Source organism: Streptomyces albiflavescens (assembly GCF_014645835.1).
GTDB classification, from domain to species: domain Bacteria; phylum Actinomycetota; class Actinomycetes; order Streptomycetales; family Streptomycetaceae; genus Streptomyces; species Streptomyces albiflavescens.
Genome location: NZ_BMMM01000008.1, coordinates 189,377 through 203,787 on the forward strand (window position 1 = coordinate 189,377; position 14,411 = coordinate 203,787).

Annotated in this window: 15 protein-coding genes; 11 read left to right on the top strand and 4 right to left on the bottom strand. The window is 69.8% G+C overall.

The features are described from left to right. Positions 1 to 39 precede the first annotated feature (39 nt). Positions 40 to 885: a hypothetical protein gene (locus IEY95_RS22760; RefSeq protein ID WP_189187946.1), complete on the bottom strand. Its 846-nt coding sequence runs from the start codon at positions 883 to 885 to the stop codon at positions 40 to 42. A 201-nt stretch (positions 886 to 1,086) separates the two neighbouring features. On the opposite strand from IEY95_RS22760, the gene IEY95_RS22765 reads away from it, so the two are divergent. The 5 genes from IEY95_RS22765 (at position 1,087) to IEY95_RS22785 (ending at position 7,028) form a co-directional block, all read left to right on the top strand. After that, the gene (locus IEY95_RS22765; protein WP_189187947.1) at positions 1,087 to 2,280 is read left to right on the top strand and encodes an argininosuccinate synthase; all 1,194 of its coding nucleotides are present in this window, start codon (positions 1,087 to 1,089) and stop codon (positions 2,278 to 2,280) included. 111 nt (positions 2,281 to 2,391) lie between these two features. Next, the gene (argH, locus tag IEY95_RS22770) at positions 2,392 to 3,825 is read left to right on the top strand and encodes an argininosuccinate lyase (RefSeq protein WP_189187948.1); all 1,434 of its coding nucleotides are present in this window, start codon (positions 2,392 to 2,394) and stop codon (positions 3,823 to 3,825) included. A gap of 76 nt (positions 3,826 to 3,901) precedes the next feature. Next, positions 3,902 to 4,873: an aldo/keto reductase gene (locus IEY95_RS22775; RefSeq protein ID WP_189187949.1), complete on the top strand. Its 972-nt coding sequence runs from the start codon at positions 3,902 to 3,904 to the stop codon at positions 4,871 to 4,873. Positions 4,874 to 4,956: 83 nt separating this feature from the next. Further along, entirely contained in the window at positions 4,957 to 5,508 is a 552-nt protein-coding gene (locus IEY95_RS22780; RefSeq protein WP_229703247.1) for a TetR/AcrR family transcriptional regulator, read from the top strand. Beyond that, on the top strand, positions 5,505 to 7,028 hold the full coding sequence (locus IEY95_RS22785; RefSeq protein ID WP_189187951.1) for an MFS transporter: 1,524 nt from the start codon (positions 5,505 to 5,507) through the stop codon (positions 7,026 to 7,028). Before IEY95_RS22780 ends, IEY95_RS22785 begins: the two co-directional genes overlap by 4 nt. Before the next feature lie 116 nt (positions 7,029 to 7,144). Here IEY95_RS22785 and IEY95_RS22790 read toward each other — a convergent pair whose 3' ends face one another. Further along, positions 7,145 to 7,816, bottom strand: a complete 672-nt coding sequence (locus tag IEY95_RS22790; RefSeq protein ID WP_054230621.1) for a lysophospholipid acyltransferase family protein — start codon at positions 7,814 to 7,816, stop codon at positions 7,145 to 7,147. A gap of 402 nt (positions 7,817 to 8,218) precedes the next feature. On the opposite strand from IEY95_RS22790, the gene IEY95_RS22795 reads away from it, so the two are divergent. The 3 genes from IEY95_RS22795 to IEY95_RS22805 all read left to right on the top strand — a co-directional run bounded on the left by IEY95_RS22795 (position 8,219) and on the right by IEY95_RS22805 (position 10,530). Beyond that, positions 8,219 to 9,382 carry a glycerophosphodiester phosphodiesterase gene (locus IEY95_RS22795; RefSeq protein WP_189187952.1) on the top strand — a complete coding sequence of 388 codons (1,164 nt, stop codon included), beginning with the start codon at positions 8,219 to 8,221 and terminating at the stop codon, positions 9,380 to 9,382. 91 nt (positions 9,383 to 9,473) lie between these two features. Continuing rightward, entirely contained in the window at positions 9,474 to 9,968 is a 495-nt protein-coding gene (locus IEY95_RS22800; protein ID WP_189187953.1) for a sigma-70 family RNA polymerase sigma factor, read from the top strand. A 58-nt stretch (positions 9,969 to 10,026) separates the two neighbouring features. Beyond that, positions 10,027 to 10,530, top strand: a complete 504-nt coding sequence (locus IEY95_RS22805; RefSeq protein WP_189187954.1) for a GNAT family N-acetyltransferase — start codon at positions 10,027 to 10,029, stop codon at positions 10,528 to 10,530. 85 nt (positions 10,531 to 10,615) lie between these two features. On the opposite strand, the gene IEY95_RS22810 is transcribed toward IEY95_RS22805, so the two are convergent. Both IEY95_RS22810 and IEY95_RS22815 read right to left on the bottom strand, forming a co-directional pair. Continuing rightward, positions 10,616 to 10,999, bottom strand: coding sequence for a hypothetical protein (locus IEY95_RS22810; RefSeq protein WP_189188148.1), 384 nt, complete (start codon positions 10,997 to 10,999; stop codon positions 10,616 to 10,618). Between the two features lie 133 nt (positions 11,000 to 11,132). Next, on the bottom strand, positions 11,133 to 11,492 hold the full coding sequence (locus IEY95_RS22815) for a hypothetical protein (RefSeq protein ID WP_189187955.1): 360 nt from the start codon (positions 11,490 to 11,492) through the stop codon (positions 11,133 to 11,135). Between the two features lie 69 nt (positions 11,493 to 11,561). Between IEY95_RS22815 and IEY95_RS22820 the strand changes: the two genes are divergently transcribed. From IEY95_RS22820 to IEY95_RS22830, 3 genes are all read left to right on the top strand, one after another. Continuing rightward, entirely contained in the window at positions 11,562 to 12,209 is a 648-nt protein-coding gene (locus IEY95_RS22820; protein ID WP_189187956.1) for an HAD family hydrolase, read from the top strand. 309 nt (positions 12,210 to 12,518) lie between these two features. Continuing rightward, a complete protein-coding gene (locus IEY95_RS22825) occupies positions 12,519 to 13,610 on the top strand; it encodes a methionine ABC transporter ATP-binding protein (RefSeq protein ID WP_189187957.1) in 1,092 nt (363 codons plus the stop codon). Continuing rightward, positions 13,607 to 14,356, top strand: coding sequence for a methionine ABC transporter permease (locus IEY95_RS22830; protein ID WP_189187958.1), 750 nt, complete (start codon positions 13,607 to 13,609; stop codon positions 14,354 to 14,356). Before IEY95_RS22825 ends, IEY95_RS22830 begins: the two co-directional genes overlap by 4 nt. Positions 14,357 to 14,411: the final 55 nt, after the last annotated feature.

Here is a 14,411-nt window from a genome sequence, read left to right on the forward strand (position 1 = left end):
GGCCACAGCACCCGTCACCTCACTTGGTGAGATGCAGGCTCACTTGGTGAGCGTGCAGGCGGCGAGGGAGTCCAGGCCCTGCGGCTTGGCCGCGGTGCGGCCGATGGAGATGGCGATGCGGTCGATGGTGGAGACCCGCTTGTCCTTCAGGGGGCCGAGGATCGCGTTCTGGACGAAGTGGGGTCCGCCCTGTCCGACGGTGTTCGCCAGCCGGGTGTTCGCCTCGGAGATCTGCGTGTTCAGCAGCGCGAGATTGCGGTCGACCTCCGCCTTGGCGGAGGCGGGGATGGTGGGCAGCTTCGACGCGACGTCGGGGCAGGAGATGGTGCCCGCGGCGTTGGTGCTTCCCGCATTCCCGGTGTTGCCGCCCGCCTGGGCGGTCGCCGTCGCGCTCGCGGAAGCGGCCGAGCTCGGCGCCGTGGCGGCCCCGCCTCCTGCCGAGTTCAGCGTGCACGGCGCCAGGGCGTCCAGCCCCTGCGGCTTGGCCGCCGTGCGCCCGATGGCCGTCGCGATGCGATTGATGGTGGCGACCCGCTTGTCCTTGAGCGGGCCGAGGATCGCGTTCTGGACGAAGTTCGGTCCGCCTTGGCCGACCGTGTCGACCAGCCGCTTGTTCGCCTCGGAGATCTGGGTGTTCAGCAGGGTGAGGTTGCGGTCCACCTCGGCCTTGGCGGAGGCGGGCACCGCGGGCAGGCTCGGCGCGACGGCCGGGCAGTTCACCGTTCCCGGGGAGGCGGCCTTCGTCGTGGCGTTCTGGCCGCCGCTCTTGGACGTCTCCCCGGCCAGGGCGGAGCCGGCGATCACCGCTCCGGACAACACGACCGCGGCGGCGCCGCCGATCATCACTGCGCGGCGCTTGTGGTACTTCGGAAGAGCCCTGGACATGCGGAGCCTCACTTGGTCGGGAGTGGGTGCACGGACGTGGGTTGACAAACGCGGCGCCTGCGTTCGGAGTGAAGTACGAGAAAGCGGTTTCCCGCGTTCAATCGCCCCCGAGATTTCGGCGGCGCCTCCCCCTGGATTGACGAATCATGCAGAGCGCTGCATACTCATGCATGTCAGCGAATGCAGTGTGAGGAGAACCCCGTGGCCGAGCGCGTCGTACTCGCCTACTCGGGCGGTCTGGACACCTCCGTCGCCATCGGCTGGATCGCCGAGGAGACGGGCGCCGAGGTCATCGCCGTCGCCGTGGACGTCGGCCAGGGCGGTGAGGACCTCGACGTCATTCGCAAGCGCGCGCTCGCCTGCGGTGCCGTCGAGGCCGAGGTCGCGGACGCCAAGGACGAATTCGCCGACGAGTACTGCCTTCCGGCGATCAAGGCCAACGCCCTCTACATGGACCGCTACCCGCTGGTCTCCGCCCTGTCCCGGCCGACGATCGTCAAGCACCTCGTCGCCGCCGCCCAGAAGCACGGCGCCACCACGGTCGCGCACGGCTGCACCGGCAAGGGCAACGACCAGGTGCGGTTCGAGGCCGGCATCGTCGCCCTCGCCCCCGGCCTCAAGTGCATCGCCCCGGTCCGCGACTACGCGATGACCCGGGACAAGGCGATCGCCTTCTGCGAGGAGAAGCAGCTCCCGATCGCCACCACCAAGAAGTCCCCTTACTCCATCGATCAGAACGTCTTCGGGCGCGCCGTCGAGACGGGCTTCCTGGAGGACATCTGGAACGCGCCGATCGAGGACATCTACGAGTACACCTCGAACCCGGCCACCCCGCGTGACGCCGACGAGGTGATCATCACCTTCAAGCAGGGCGTCCCGGTCGCCATCGACGGCAAGCCCGTCACCGTCCTGCAGGCCATCAGGGAGCTCAACGAGCGAGCCGGACAGCAGGGCATCGGCCGGATCGACATGGTCGAGGACCGGCTCGTGGGCATCAAGTCCCGTGAGGTGTACGAGGCTCCGGGCGCGATCGCGCTGATCACGGCCCACCAGGAGCTGGAGAACGTCACGGTCGAGCGTGAACTGGCCCGCTACAAGCGGCAGGTCGAGCAGCGCTGGGGCGAACTGGTCTACGACGGCCAGTGGTTCTCGCCGCTCAAGCGTGCCCTGGACGGCTTCATCGACGAGGCCAACCAGCACGTCAACGGCGACATCCGGATGACCCTGCACGGCGGCCGCGCCGTCGTCACCGGCCGACGCTCCGACACGTCGCTCTACGACTTCGATCTGGCGACGTACGACACGGGCGACTCGTTCGACCAGGCCGCGGCCAAGGGCTTCATCGACATCTACAGTCTGTCGTCGAAGATCGCCGCCAAGCGGGACCTCGCCTAAGCAGTAGCGTGATGGCCACCTCCCTGACCGCCGGTCGGCAGGGAGGCGGTCGCACGGGGTCTGGGGTGTCCCCCCAGAAAACACAGCCACCACCTCCGAGGAGCACAGCAAGTGAGCAGCAACAGCGGTGACGTACGGCTCTGGGGCGGCCGTTTCGCCGACGGTCCCGCCGAGGCCCTGGCCAAGCTGTCCGCGTCGGTCCATTTCGACTGGCGCCTGGCGCCGTACGACATCGCCGGTTCGCGTGCCCATGCGCGCGTGCTGCACAAGGCGGGCCTGCTCACCGAGGACGAGCTGACGCGCATGCTCGCGGGCCTGGACCGGCTCGAAGCGGACGTGGCCTCCGGCGACTTCGTGGGCACCATCGCCGACGAGGACGTGCACACCGCCCTGGAGCGCGGCCTCCTCGAACGCCTCGGCCCCGACCTCGGCGGCAAGCTGCGCGCGGGACGGTCGAGGAACGACCAGGTCGCGACCCTCTTCCGGATGTATCTGCGCGACCACGCCCGCATCATCGGGGGCCTGATCGCTGACCTCCAGGACGCCCTGATCGGCCTGGCCGAGGCCCACCCGGACGTCGCCATGCCAGGCCGTACGCACCTCCAGCACGCCCAGCCGGTGCTCTTCGCCCACCACGTCCTCGCACACGTCCAGTCCCTGTCCCGGGATGCCGAACGCCTGCGCCAGTGGGACGAGCGGACGGCCGTGTCGCCCTACGGCTCGGGTGCGCTGGCCGGTTCCTCCCTCGGCCTCGACCCGGAGGCGGTCGCCAAGGACCTCGGCTTCGAGCACGGCAGCTCCGCCAACTCCATTGATGGCACGGCCTCCCGCGACTTCGTCGCCGAGTTCGCCTTCATCACCGCGATGACGGGCGTCAACCTCTCCCGGATCGCCGAAGAGGTCATCATCTGGAACACGAAGGAGTTCTCCTTCGTCACCCTCCACGACGCGTTCTCGACGGGCTCGTCGATCATGCCGCAGAAGAAGAACCCGGACATCGCCGAGCTGGCGCGCGGCAAGTCGGGCCGTCTGATCGGCAACCTGACCGGCCTGATGGCGACGCTCAAGGCGCTGCCCCTCGCGTACAACCGCGACCTCCAGGAGGACAAGGAGCCGGTCTTCGACTCCTGCGACCAGCTGGAGGTCCTGCTCCCCGCCTTCACCGGCATGATGGCCACGCTCACCGTCCACCGCGAGCGCATGGAGGAACTGGCCCCGGCCGGCTTCTCGCTCGCCACCGACATCGCCGAGTGGCTGGTCAAGCAGGGCGTGCCGTTCCGCGTCGCGCACGAGGTCGCGGGCGAGTGCGTCAAGGTCGCCGAGGCCGAGGGCAAGGAGCTCGACGGTCTGACCGACGAGCAGTTCGCGAAGATCTCCGCGCATCTGACGCCCGAGGTGCGGACCGTCCTCAACGTCCCGGGCGCCCTGGCCTCACGCGACGGCCGTGGCGGCACGGCGCCGAGCGCGGTCGCCGTACAGCTCGCCGAGGTCAAGTCGGACGTGGCGGCCCAGCACGCCTGGGCCACGGCCAAGCAGAAGAAGTAGCGGGTCGCGTACGCGAGGAGCATCGCGGGTTACGTTGGTCGGGAGCCGTAACGGAGCCGACCGAACGGAGCCCGCGATGCCCTTCGCCCGCCTGGCCGCAGCGACGACTCCCACCGCCCACATCGGCCTCGGCCTGGCCGCCGTCGGCCGCCCCGGCTACATCAATCTGGGCCGTGAACAGGACCTCCCGGCCGACCGCAGTGTCGACGCCCTGCGCGAGCGCACCCACGAACTCCTCGAAGCCGCCTACGCCCAGGGCGTGCGCTACTTCGACGTCGCCCGCTCCTACGGCCGTTCCGAGGAGTTCCTCGCCGACTGGCTGAACCACCGGCCGGACATCGACGACATCGTGATCGGCAGCAAGTGGGGCTACACCTACACGGCGGACTGGCACATCGACGCCGAGGCACACGAGGTCAAGGACCACAGCCTCGCCACGTACGAGCGACAGCGGGCCGAGACGGCGGAGCTGCTCGGCGACCGGCTCGACCTCTACCAGATCCACTCGGTGACCCCGGACAGTCCGGCCCTCACCGACAAGGAACTCCACGCCAAGCTCGCCGAAGCGGCCGCGCAGGGTCTCTCGATCGGCTTCTCCACCAGCGGGCCCGCCCAGGCCGAGGCCATCCGCGCCGCCCTCGCGGTCACGGTGGACGACGAACCCCTCTTCCGCACGGTGCAGGCCACGTACAACGTGCTGGAGACCTCGGCCGCGCCCGCGCTCGCCGAGGCCCACGACGCCGGACTGACGGTGATCGTCAAGGAGGGCGTGGCCAACGGCCGGCTCGTGGAGCCGTATGCGCCGGACGCCCTGAAATCCGTCGCCGCGGAGACTTCCCTGGGCTCCGACGCGGTGGCCCTGGCGCTGATCCTGCGGCAGCCCTGGGCCGGCGTCGTGCTCTCCGGGGCGGCCACCGCCAACCAGCTCGCCTCGAACCTGCACGCAGCGGTCGTCGACCTCGACGACGACCAGCTGTCCCGGCTCGCCGCGCTCGTGGAGGACCCGCAGGCGTACTGGGAGCGGCGCGGGCAGCTGCCCTGGCACTGAGGACCTTCCGGCCGGCACCCGGTCAGTGAGACTCACATGTATTCGATGAGACAAAGATGTCTCACGTGGTCTACCATTGTCTCATGGCCGTCGACCGTGATCACGTGCTGCGCAGCGCAGCCGCCCTGCTCACCCGCAAATCCACCGCCACCATGGACGAGGTCGCCAAGGCGGCCGGGATCAGCCGGGCCACGCTGCACCGCCAGTTCGCGGGCCGCGACGCCCTCGTACGGGCGCTGGAGTCGCTCGGCATCCAGGAGTGCGAGGCGGCCCTGGATGCCGCCCGCCTCGACGACGGCACCGCCCAGGAGGCCGTGCGCCGCCTGGTGAAGGAGCTCGAAGCGGCGGCTGGACTGCTCGCCTTCCTCTACACCGAGAACCAGCTGTTCGAGGGTGAGGAGCAGAACGAGGGCTGGGCCCGGCTGGACGCGCGGATGGCCGCCCTGTTCCGGCGCGGCCAGGAGAGCGGCGAGTTCCGCATCGACCTCACCCCGGCCTGGCTCACCGAGGCGCTCTACGGACTGATGGCCTCGGGGGCATGGGCCGTGACCGAAGGCCGGGTCGCCGCCAAGGACTTCCACTACATGATCGTCGAGCTGCTGCTCGGCGGCGCACTACGGAGAGAGGAATCATGACCAGCACCCTGCAGCCGGTATCGACGGTGGCGGTGGAGAAGCGCCCGGGCCGTTGGCCCGCGCTCGCGGTGCTGATCCTCGCCGTGCTCCTGGTGGCCGTCGATGCGACCGTCCTCGGTCTCGCGACCCCGTACATCAGTGAGGACCTGAAGCCCTCGGGCACGCAGCTCCTGTGGATCGGTGACGTCTACTCGTTCGTCATCGCCGGCCTGCTCGTCTCCATGGGCAGCCTCGGCGACCGCATCGGCCGCAAGAAGCTGCTGCTCCTCGGCGCCACCGCGTTCGGCCTGATATCGGTGCTCAACGCCTATGCCACGACACCGGAGTTGATGATCCTGGCGCGGGCGCTGCTCGGCGTCGCGGGCGCGACGCTGATGCCCGCCACGCTCGCCCTGATCCGCAACCTCTTCCACGACCCGCGCGAGCGCAGCCTCGCCATCGGCATCTGGGGCGCAACCGCCTCCGCCGGTACGGCGGTCGGGCCGGTCGCCGGCGGCTTCCTGCTCGAACACTTCTGGTGGGGTTCCGTCTTCCTCATCAACCTCCCGGTGATGATCGTCCTCGTCCTTGTCGGCAGCAAGCTGCTGCCCGAGTCGAGGAACCCGAACCCCGGCCCCTGGGACCTGTCCAGCGTCACCCTCTCGCTCGTCGGCATGATCGGCGTCGTGTACGGGGTGAAGGAGGCCGCCGCGCACGGTCTCAGCTGGCAGCCGGTGGCCACCGGCCTGCTCGGTGCCGCCGCCCTGTACTGGTTCGTACGCCGCCAACTCACGCTGCCCGCACCGCTGTTGGACGTACGGCTGTTCCGCAACCGGGGCTTCTCCGGAGCCGTCCTCGCCGACCTGTTCACCGTCCTCGGGATGTCCGGGCTCGTCTTCTTCCTCTCCCAGTACCTGCAACTCGTACAGGGCAGAGGGCCGTTCGAGGCGGGGCTCGCCGAAGTCCCCGCCGCCGTCGGCGCGGTGGCGACGGGTCTGGTCGCGGGCACGTTCGCTCGGCGGTTCTCGGTGCGCGCCGTGGTCTCCGGCGGTCTCGCCGCGGTGGGTCTGGCGCTCGGTTCGCTCACCCTGCTGAGCCAGAGCACCGGCTATCCGCTGCTCGGCGCCGCCCTCCTGGTCGTCGGCGTCGGCGCCGGCTTCTCGTTCACCGTCACCGCCGACGTGATCCTCTCCAGCGTGCCCAAGGAGCAGGCGGGCGCCGCGTCCGCGGTCTCCGAGACGGCGTACGAACTCGGCGCCGCCCTCGGCATCGCCCTGCTCGGTTCCGTCGTGACCGGTGTCTACGCGGGCTTCACCGGCCCGGCGGGCACACCGGCCGAGGCCCACGCGTCACTGGGCGGCGCCGTCGAATCGGCGGCGGAACTGCCCGCCCACACCTCCGAGGCCATGCTGAGCGCGGCCCGGGAGTCCTTCGTCGACGGCCTCACCCTCGCCTCGGGCGCCGGTGCGCTGGTGCTGCTCGCGACGGCGGTGGCGGCATGGTTCCTGCTGAAGGGACAGCGCCTGGAAAGCACCCCGTAGTGGAGCGCCCCGCAAGGGGCGGCAGGGGGCGCGGGGGACTGCGCGTGCGACGAACGAAGAGCCGCACACGCCGGACGGCCGATGTCCGAGGGCGCTGTGCGGCTCTTCGTTCGTCGCTACGCGGCCTTCGCCTTCGTGGCGTACATGTCCACGTACTCCTGCCCCGACAGCCGCATGACCTCGGTCATGACGGAGTCGGTCACGGCCCGCAGCACATACCGGTCACGGTCCATGCCCTCGTACCGCGAGAACTCCATCGCCTCACCGAAGCGAACCGTGACGCGGCCGGGCCGCGGCATCCCCGCCCCGCCCGGCTGCAGCTTGTCCGTGCCGATCATCGCGAACGGCACGACCGGGGCGCCGGTCATCAGGGTCAGCCGGGCGATGCCGGTGCGGCCGCGGTACAGCCGGCCGTCGGGGGAGCGGGTGCCCTCGGGATAGATCCCGAAGACCTTGCCCTCCTCCAGGATGCGGCGGCCGGTCATCAGCGCCGCGACACCGCCGTTCGCGCCGTCCCGGTCCACCGGGATCATGCCGACGCCGGTGAAGAACCAGGCCATCAGGCGGCCCTTGAAGCCCTTGCCGGTGACGTACTCGTCCTTGCCGATGAAGAGCACCTGCCGGTCGCAGACCAGCGGAAGGATCATCGAGTCGATGAAGGTGAGGTGGTTGCCGGCCAGGATGACCGGACCGTCGCCCGGGATGTGCTCCACGCCCTCCACCCGTGGGCGGAACATCAGGCGCATGATCGGTCCGAGCACTGCCTTGATGAGCGCGAAGCGGGACAACGGGCCCTCCGGTGTCAAGGGATCGGTATGAAGTCTGTGCAGGTGAGGACGATACTCGCGCCCCCCGGGGTATTGCACATCGGGCACATCGGGTTCACCGAGGTCTTACGCACTGTTGACGCAGCTTTACCTGCGGTGTCGCTCCGTCGGCCGCGCGTAACGTGACCGCCACGATGTGACGGACATCGCCCGTCAGGCCCAGTGGGCACGCACCCGCACATCGCCCGGGGGCCCAAGAGGCGCGTACCCGATCCGATCCGACCCAAGCCGACGGATTGTCAGATCTCCGATCCCGTACGACATCCAGCGTCACCCCCGTGTTCCCGACGGCGTCTCCCGCCCGTCATGGGCACGCCCCTACGATCGGCCCGCACTGGCGAAGACTGGACGACGGAGGCGCTCATGGGAACGCAGGAGTCGGACGAGCGGACACGCGGGACCGGACGGCGAGCGCTGCTCGGCGCGGTGGTGCTCGGCGCGGGCGTGGCGGCACTGGGGACGGCGGGCACGGCGAGAGCCGCGGACGCGCAGCACGGCGGCGGCCTGAAGAGCCTGCCCGTGCCGACGATCATCGGACACCGCGGGGCCAGCGGCTACCGGCCGGAGCACACCTTCGGCTCGTACCAGCTGGCCCTCGACATGGGCGCGGACATCGTCGAGGCCGGCGACCTGGTGCCCACCAAGGACGGCCACCTCGTATGCCGTCACGAGCCGGAAATCGGCGGGACCACCGATGTCGCGGCACACCCCGAGTTCGCCGACCGCAAGACCACCAAGACCCTCGACGGGGTCGCCACGACGGGCTGGTTCACCGAGGACTTCACGCTCGCCGAGCTGAAGACCCTGCGCGCCGTCGAGCGCATCCCGGCCAACCGCCCGCACAACACCCTCTACAACGGCCGCTGGGAGATCCCCACCTTCGAAGAGGTGCTCCGCTGGCAGGACGAGCAGACCCGCAAGCGCGGCAAGCAGGTCTGGATATACCCCGAGACCAAGCACCCCACCTACTTCCGCAAGCTGGGCCTCGGCCTGGAGGAGCGGGTGGCCAAGCTGCTGCACAAGTACGGCAAGGACAAGCGGGACTCGCCGGTCATCGTCCAGTCGTTCGAGCCGACCAGCATCCAGCGGCTGAACGAGCTCGTCGACAACCCCCTGGTCGTCCTGCTCTCCGCCGCGGCCAGCCGCCCCTGGGACTTCGTCGAGGCGGGCGACCCGCGCACGGTCGCCGACCTGATCACCCCCAAGGGCCTCAGGGAGATCGCCGGCTACGCGCAGGGCATCGGCCCCACCCTCGACCTGATCATCCCGAAGGACGCGAGCGGCAACCTCACCACGCCGACCTCCCTCGTGGCCGACGCGCACAAGCGGGGTCTGATCCTGCACCCGTACACCATGCGCAACGAGAACCCCTTCCTGCCCGCGAACTTCCGCAAGGGCACGGACCCGACCGCCTACGGCGACGCCTTCGGCGCGTTCAAGACCTACTTCGAGACGGGCATCGACGGTGTGTTCTCCGACAACGCGGACACCGCGCTGCTGGCCCGCGCCGACTTCCTCAACGGATGACCCGCGTCAACGGATGACCCCGCCACCCCGATTGGGGTGACAGTCGGCCGCCCCGGCAACCTCACGCCGGGGCGGCCGCGTCGTGCCGCATATGACCCACGACATGGTGGCCACGTTGCGCCCACTCCTCGCCGCCGAGGCCTCGGCGGAGGCATATGCGTCCGGCGCCGAGCAGAGCGACCTGGAACAGGCCGTCTGGCTGCGCCTCCTGGAGCGACTCGACATCGACGGCCCACCGGTCGATCCGCAGGGCTGGCTGCGCCGCGCCGTGCGCCTGGAGGCCCGCCGCAGCCGACGTACGGCCCGCATGGAACAGCCGTATGGCGCCGAACCCTCCGACGACTGCGATCCCGGCCCGGAGCAGGAAGCGATGACCGCCGACCGCCGGCGCGCGCTGCACGCCGCGGTACGACGGCTGCCCGGCCGCTGCCCGAGCCTGATGGCGGCGCTGCTCTCCCCGAAGGACCTCACCTACCGGGAGATCGCAGGGGAGTTGGGTATCTCACAGGGCAGTCTTGGTCCGGAACGCTCCAGATGTCTGGGATGTCTACGGCGATTGCTTGCGGCGGAGGTTGCGGCCCGCTGACGGCGGGGATAGGAGTGAGGGACATCCGGTGGAACAGGTGAGCGGGAGGCATGCACACATGGGCATGAGCGTGACCATCTCGGCGGCGACCGAGCAGGACGCAGAGCAGATCCTCAAGCTGCAGTACCTCTGCTACCAGAGCGAGGCCGAGCTGTACGGCGACTACGGCATCGAGCCGCTCACCCAGCCGCTCGACTCCCTCAGGGCGGAGCTGGCGGGGGGCACCGTCCTGGTGGCCCGGCTCGGAGAAGAGGTGGTGGCCTCGGTCCGCGGCGTCGTCGACGCCGAGGGCACGGCCCGCATCAACAAGCTCATCGTCCACCCGCGCATGCAGCGCCACGGCCTCGGCGGACGCCTCCTCGCCGCGATCGAGGCCCGGCTCGGCGAAGACGGCTCGGCCAAGTCCTTCCAGCTCTTCACGGGCCACCGCAGTGACCGCAATCTCCGCCTCTACCGCAAGCACGGCTACGCCCCGGTCTCCCAGGAGCGCGTCGACGAGCGACTCACGCTGGTGACTCTGGCGAAGGGCGTCGAGGCGGGCGCGTTCGTGGCGAGCGCATAGCCCCGACTGAAGGTGCGGTCACCGGGCCGCGGTCACCGGGCCGTGGTCACCGAACTGCGGTTGCCGAACCGCGGTTGAACCGCGGTTACTGAACCGCGCTTGCCGAACCGGCCGTACGCGCCTTGCGCAGCCAGTACATCGCCGACAGTGGCAGCAGCACCGGAATGAACAGATAGCCCATCCCGTAGTCCGACCACACCGTGGCGTCGGGGAAGGCGGACGGCTCCACCAGCGTCCAGGTCCCGACGGTCAGCACGCCGGCGAGCTCGGCGGCGCAGCACACCAGCGCCGCCTTGCGGGCCGTCTCGCCGCCGCGCACGAGCGAGTACGTGATGAAGCCGTAGACGACGCCCGCGACCGCGGACAGCGAGTAGGCGAGCGGGGCCTTGTCGAACTCGGTCGAGATCTGCACCGCCGAGCGCGAGACGGCGCCGACGACCATCACGCCGTACAGCCAGAGCAGCAGCATGCCCGGGCCGCTGATGAGCCGCGTCCGCCTGTTCTTCGCCGGTTTCTCTCCCGCCGGATTCTCTCCCGCCGGCTTCTCGTCCGCCGGCTTCTTCTCCTGAGGCACGGTCCCGTTCTCCTCCGTGGCCGTCATCTCAGCCTCCCCAGATGTCATAGAGCCGCACCTCAAGGACGGCGAGGACGATGCCGCCGGCCGCCACCGTGACCGAACCCCAACGGGTGCGTTCCGCCAGCGACATGAAACCCGCGGCCGGAATGCACGCGAAGGCGCCGAGCAGATACGCCACGAAGATCGTCGTGCCCTGCTCCGGCTTCTCGCCGCGCGCCAGCTGGACGATCCCGATCACCAGCTGGACCACGGCGAGCAGTGACACCACGGCCATGCCGATGAAGTGCCAGTCCTTGGTGGGCTGATCACGGTAGGCGGCCCAGCCGCACCAGGCGGCGAGCGCGAGCGCGGCGACGGCAGTCGCGACCGTCAGGGCATCAAGCATGCCGCGACCCTATTACGGGCCAAAAGACCTGATGCCCGCACCCCCGGGGTGCCCCGTAGGGTCGAGGGCATGAAGATCCACGCTGAAGCCCTGCTGTTCGACAACGATGGAACGCTCGTCTCATCCCTTGAGTCGGTCGACCGATGCTGGACCCGATGGGCGCAGGAGTACGGCGTCACGGCGGAGGACTTCGCCCGGATCGAACTGCACGGCCGCCCCGCCGTCGAGATAGCCGCCGACCTGCTGCCCGCCGACATCGTCCCCGAGGCCCTCGCACGCATCGAGCAGCTGGAGGTCGAGGACGTGCCGGGCGGAGTCGAGGCGCTGCCCGGCACTCTCACGCTGCTCGACGCCCTTCCCGCCGAGCGCTGGGCCGTCGTCACCTCCGCCACCCGGCGGTTGGCCGAGGCCCGGCTCGACGAGGTCGGCATCCGCCCCAAGACGCTGATCGCCGCCGACGACATCACCCGCGGCAAGCCCGACCCGGAGCCCTACCTCCTGGCCGCCCGCGAACTGGGCGTCGACCCGTCCCGCTGTGTCGTCTTCGAGGACGCCCCCGCCGGGCTCCAGGCGGGCCGCGCCGCCGGCATGACCACCGTGGCGTTGGCCACAACCCACCAGGCCCACGAGCTGGACGCCGACCTGGTGGTCAAGGACCTCTCGGCCCTGTCCGTACTGGTAACGGCCCAGGGCGTGGAGATCTCCACCGGAGCCTGAGGGGCGTCCACCGCTGTCCGCTATTCGGACAGCGGTGGCAGGCCCCTCCTGTGGGTCTGCTTTACTTCATCCCATGACCACGACGAGCAGCCGCACCTTTGCGACCGAGGCGACCATGACGCCCGGTGCTCGTTGTATGTGTCGAATGTGCGCCTTCTAGAGGGCCCCCGCACCACCGCCTGGTCTCGCGCCCCGAAGCGAGACCGCCGCGCCCTGTCCGTACCGCGTACGTGACTGAGGCTGCCCCGCGCACACGTTCTCCTTCCGGTTCCATCGCCATCGCGAGAACCGTGCCGCGTTCCCGACCGAATGCACCCGTGCCCGGCGCACACCCACGCCCTGCACTCGACAGTGACGGAAACCCCAGTGATCACGACAACGGGCCTCACCAAGGTCTACCGCTCGCGCGGCCGTGAAGTGACCGCCCTCGACGGCGTCGATCTGCATGTCCGCGAAGGCGAGGTGTACGGCGTCATCGGCCAGTCCGGCGCCGGCAAGTCCTCGCTCATCCGCTGCGTCAACCTCCTGGAGCGTCCCACCTCCGGCACGGTCACCGTCGCCGGACAGGACCTCACCGCCCTCGCGGGGCGCGGCCCGCGCGCGGGCAGGGAGCTCCGCAAGGCGCGCAGTCGCATCGGGATGGTCTTCCAGCACTTCAACCTGCTGTCCTCGCGCACCGTCCAGGACAACGTCGAGCTGCCGCTCGAAATCCTCGGCGTCTCCGGCAAGGAGCGCAGCCGCAAGGCTCTCGAACTCCTCGACCTGGTCGGCCTCTCCGACAAGGCGAAGGTCTACCCGGCACAGCTCTCCGGCGGTCAGAAGCAGCGCGTCGGCATCGCCCGCGCGCTCGCCGGCGACCCGAAGGTGCTGCTCTCCGACGAGGCGACCAGCGCCCTCGACCCCGAGACCACCCGCTCCATCCTCCAGCTGCTGCGCGACCTGAACCGGCAGCTGGGACTGACCGTCCTGCTCATCACCCACGAGATGGACGTCGTCAAGACCATCTGCGACTCGGCCGCCCTGATGGAGAACGGCAGGATCGTCGAGTCCGGCACCGTCAGCGAACTGCTCGCGACGCCCGGCTCCGAACTGGCCTCCGCGCTCTTCCCGGTCAGCGGCGACGCCACCGGCGACGACCGCACCGTCATCGATGTCACCTTCCACGGCGAGGCCGCCACCCAGCCCGTCATCTCGCAGCTCGCGCGGACGTACAACATCGACATCTCGATCCTGGGCGCCGCGATGGACACCGTCGCGGGCAAGCAGGTCGGCCGGATGCGCATCGAACTGCCCGGCCGCTACGAGGAGAACGTGGTGCCGATCGGTTTCCTCCGTGAGCAGGGCCTGCAGATCGACGTCCAGGGCCAGGAGCCCGTGCTGGTGAAGGAAGGTGCCAAGTGACCTGGTCCGAGATGCAGCCGCTGCTGTCCCAGGCGTGTTGGGACACGCTCTACATGGTCGGCTGGTCCACCCTCATCGCGATCGTCGGCGGCCTCCCGCTCGGCGTCCTGCTCGTCCTCACCGACCGCGGCGGACTCCTCCAGAACGTCGTCGCGAACAAGGTCATCGGACAGGTCGTGAACATCGCCCGCTCGATGCCGTTCATCATCCTGATGGTCGCGCTGATGAGCTTCACGCGCACGATCACGGGCACGACGATCGGTCGTGAGGCGGCGATCGTGCCGCTCGCCATCGGCGCGATCCCCTTCTTCGCGCGGCTCGTCGAGACGGCTGTCCGCGAAGTGGACGGCGGGCTCGTCGAGGCCGTGCAGTCGATGGGCGGCAACACCTGGACCGTCGTTCGCAAGGTCCTCGTACCGGAGTCGCTGCCGTCGCTGATCTCCTCCGCGACCACCACGATCGTCGCCCTCATCGGCTACTCGGCAATGGCCGGCACGGTCGGCGCCGGAGGCCTCGGCGACATCGCGATCCGCTACGGCTACCAGCGCTTCGAGACCGGACTGATGTGGATCACGGTCGCCGTCCTCGCGGTCGTCATCGCCATCATCCAGTTCGCCGGTGACTACGCCGCCCGTGGGCTGCACCGGCGCGGCGGGCACTCCGGAGCCGTGCCGAAGCTGCGGCTGCTGAAGGCCAAGGCGCCGGCCGCCGAAGTCGCCACGGCCGAGACCGGCAAGGTCTCCTGACCCCCTCCCCGAACTCCCCGTATCACCCAAGACGGGGTCGCTCCACCCATAAGGA

Bases quoted from the DNA above. Each gene is read 5' to 3' on its own strand.
- IEY95_RS22810 (WP_189188148.1), bottom strand. From the start codon at position 10,999: ATGCTGCTGCTCTGGCTGTACGGCGTGATGGTCGTCGGCGCCGTCTCG.
- IEY95_RS22800 (WP_189187953.1), top strand. From the start codon at position 9,474: ATGACCCACGACATGGTGGCCACGTTGCGCCCACTCCTCGCCGCCGAG.
- IEY95_RS22795 (WP_189187952.1), top strand. From the start codon at position 8,219: ATGGGAACGCAGGAGTCGGACGAGCGGACACGCGGGACCGGACGGCGA.
- IEY95_RS22820 (WP_189187956.1), top strand. From the start codon at position 11,562: ATGAAGATCCACGCTGAAGCCCTGCTGTTCGACAACGATGGAACGCTC.
- IEY95_RS22760 (WP_189187946.1), bottom strand. From the start codon at position 885: ATGTCCAGGGCTCTTCCGAAGTACCACAAGCGCCGCGCAGTGATGATC.
- IEY95_RS22785 (WP_189187951.1), top strand. From the start codon at position 5,505: ATGACCAGCACCCTGCAGCCGGTATCGACGGTGGCGGTGGAGAAGCGC.
- IEY95_RS22825 (WP_189187957.1), top strand. From the start codon at position 12,519: ATGCACCCGTGCCCGGCGCACACCCACGCCCTGCACTCGACAGTGACG.
- IEY95_RS22805 (WP_189187954.1), top strand. From the start codon at position 10,027: ATGGGCATGAGCGTGACCATCTCGGCGGCGACCGAGCAGGACGCAGAG.
- IEY95_RS22775 (WP_189187949.1), top strand. From the start codon at position 3,902: ATGCCCTTCGCCCGCCTGGCCGCAGCGACGACTCCCACCGCCCACATC.
- IEY95_RS22815 (WP_189187955.1), bottom strand. From the start codon at position 11,492: ATGCTTGATGCCCTGACGGTCGCGACTGCCGTCGCCGCGCTCGCGCTC.
- IEY95_RS22780 (WP_229703247.1), top strand. From the start codon at position 4,957: ATGGCCGTCGACCGTGATCACGTGCTGCGCAGCGCAGCCGCCCTGCTC.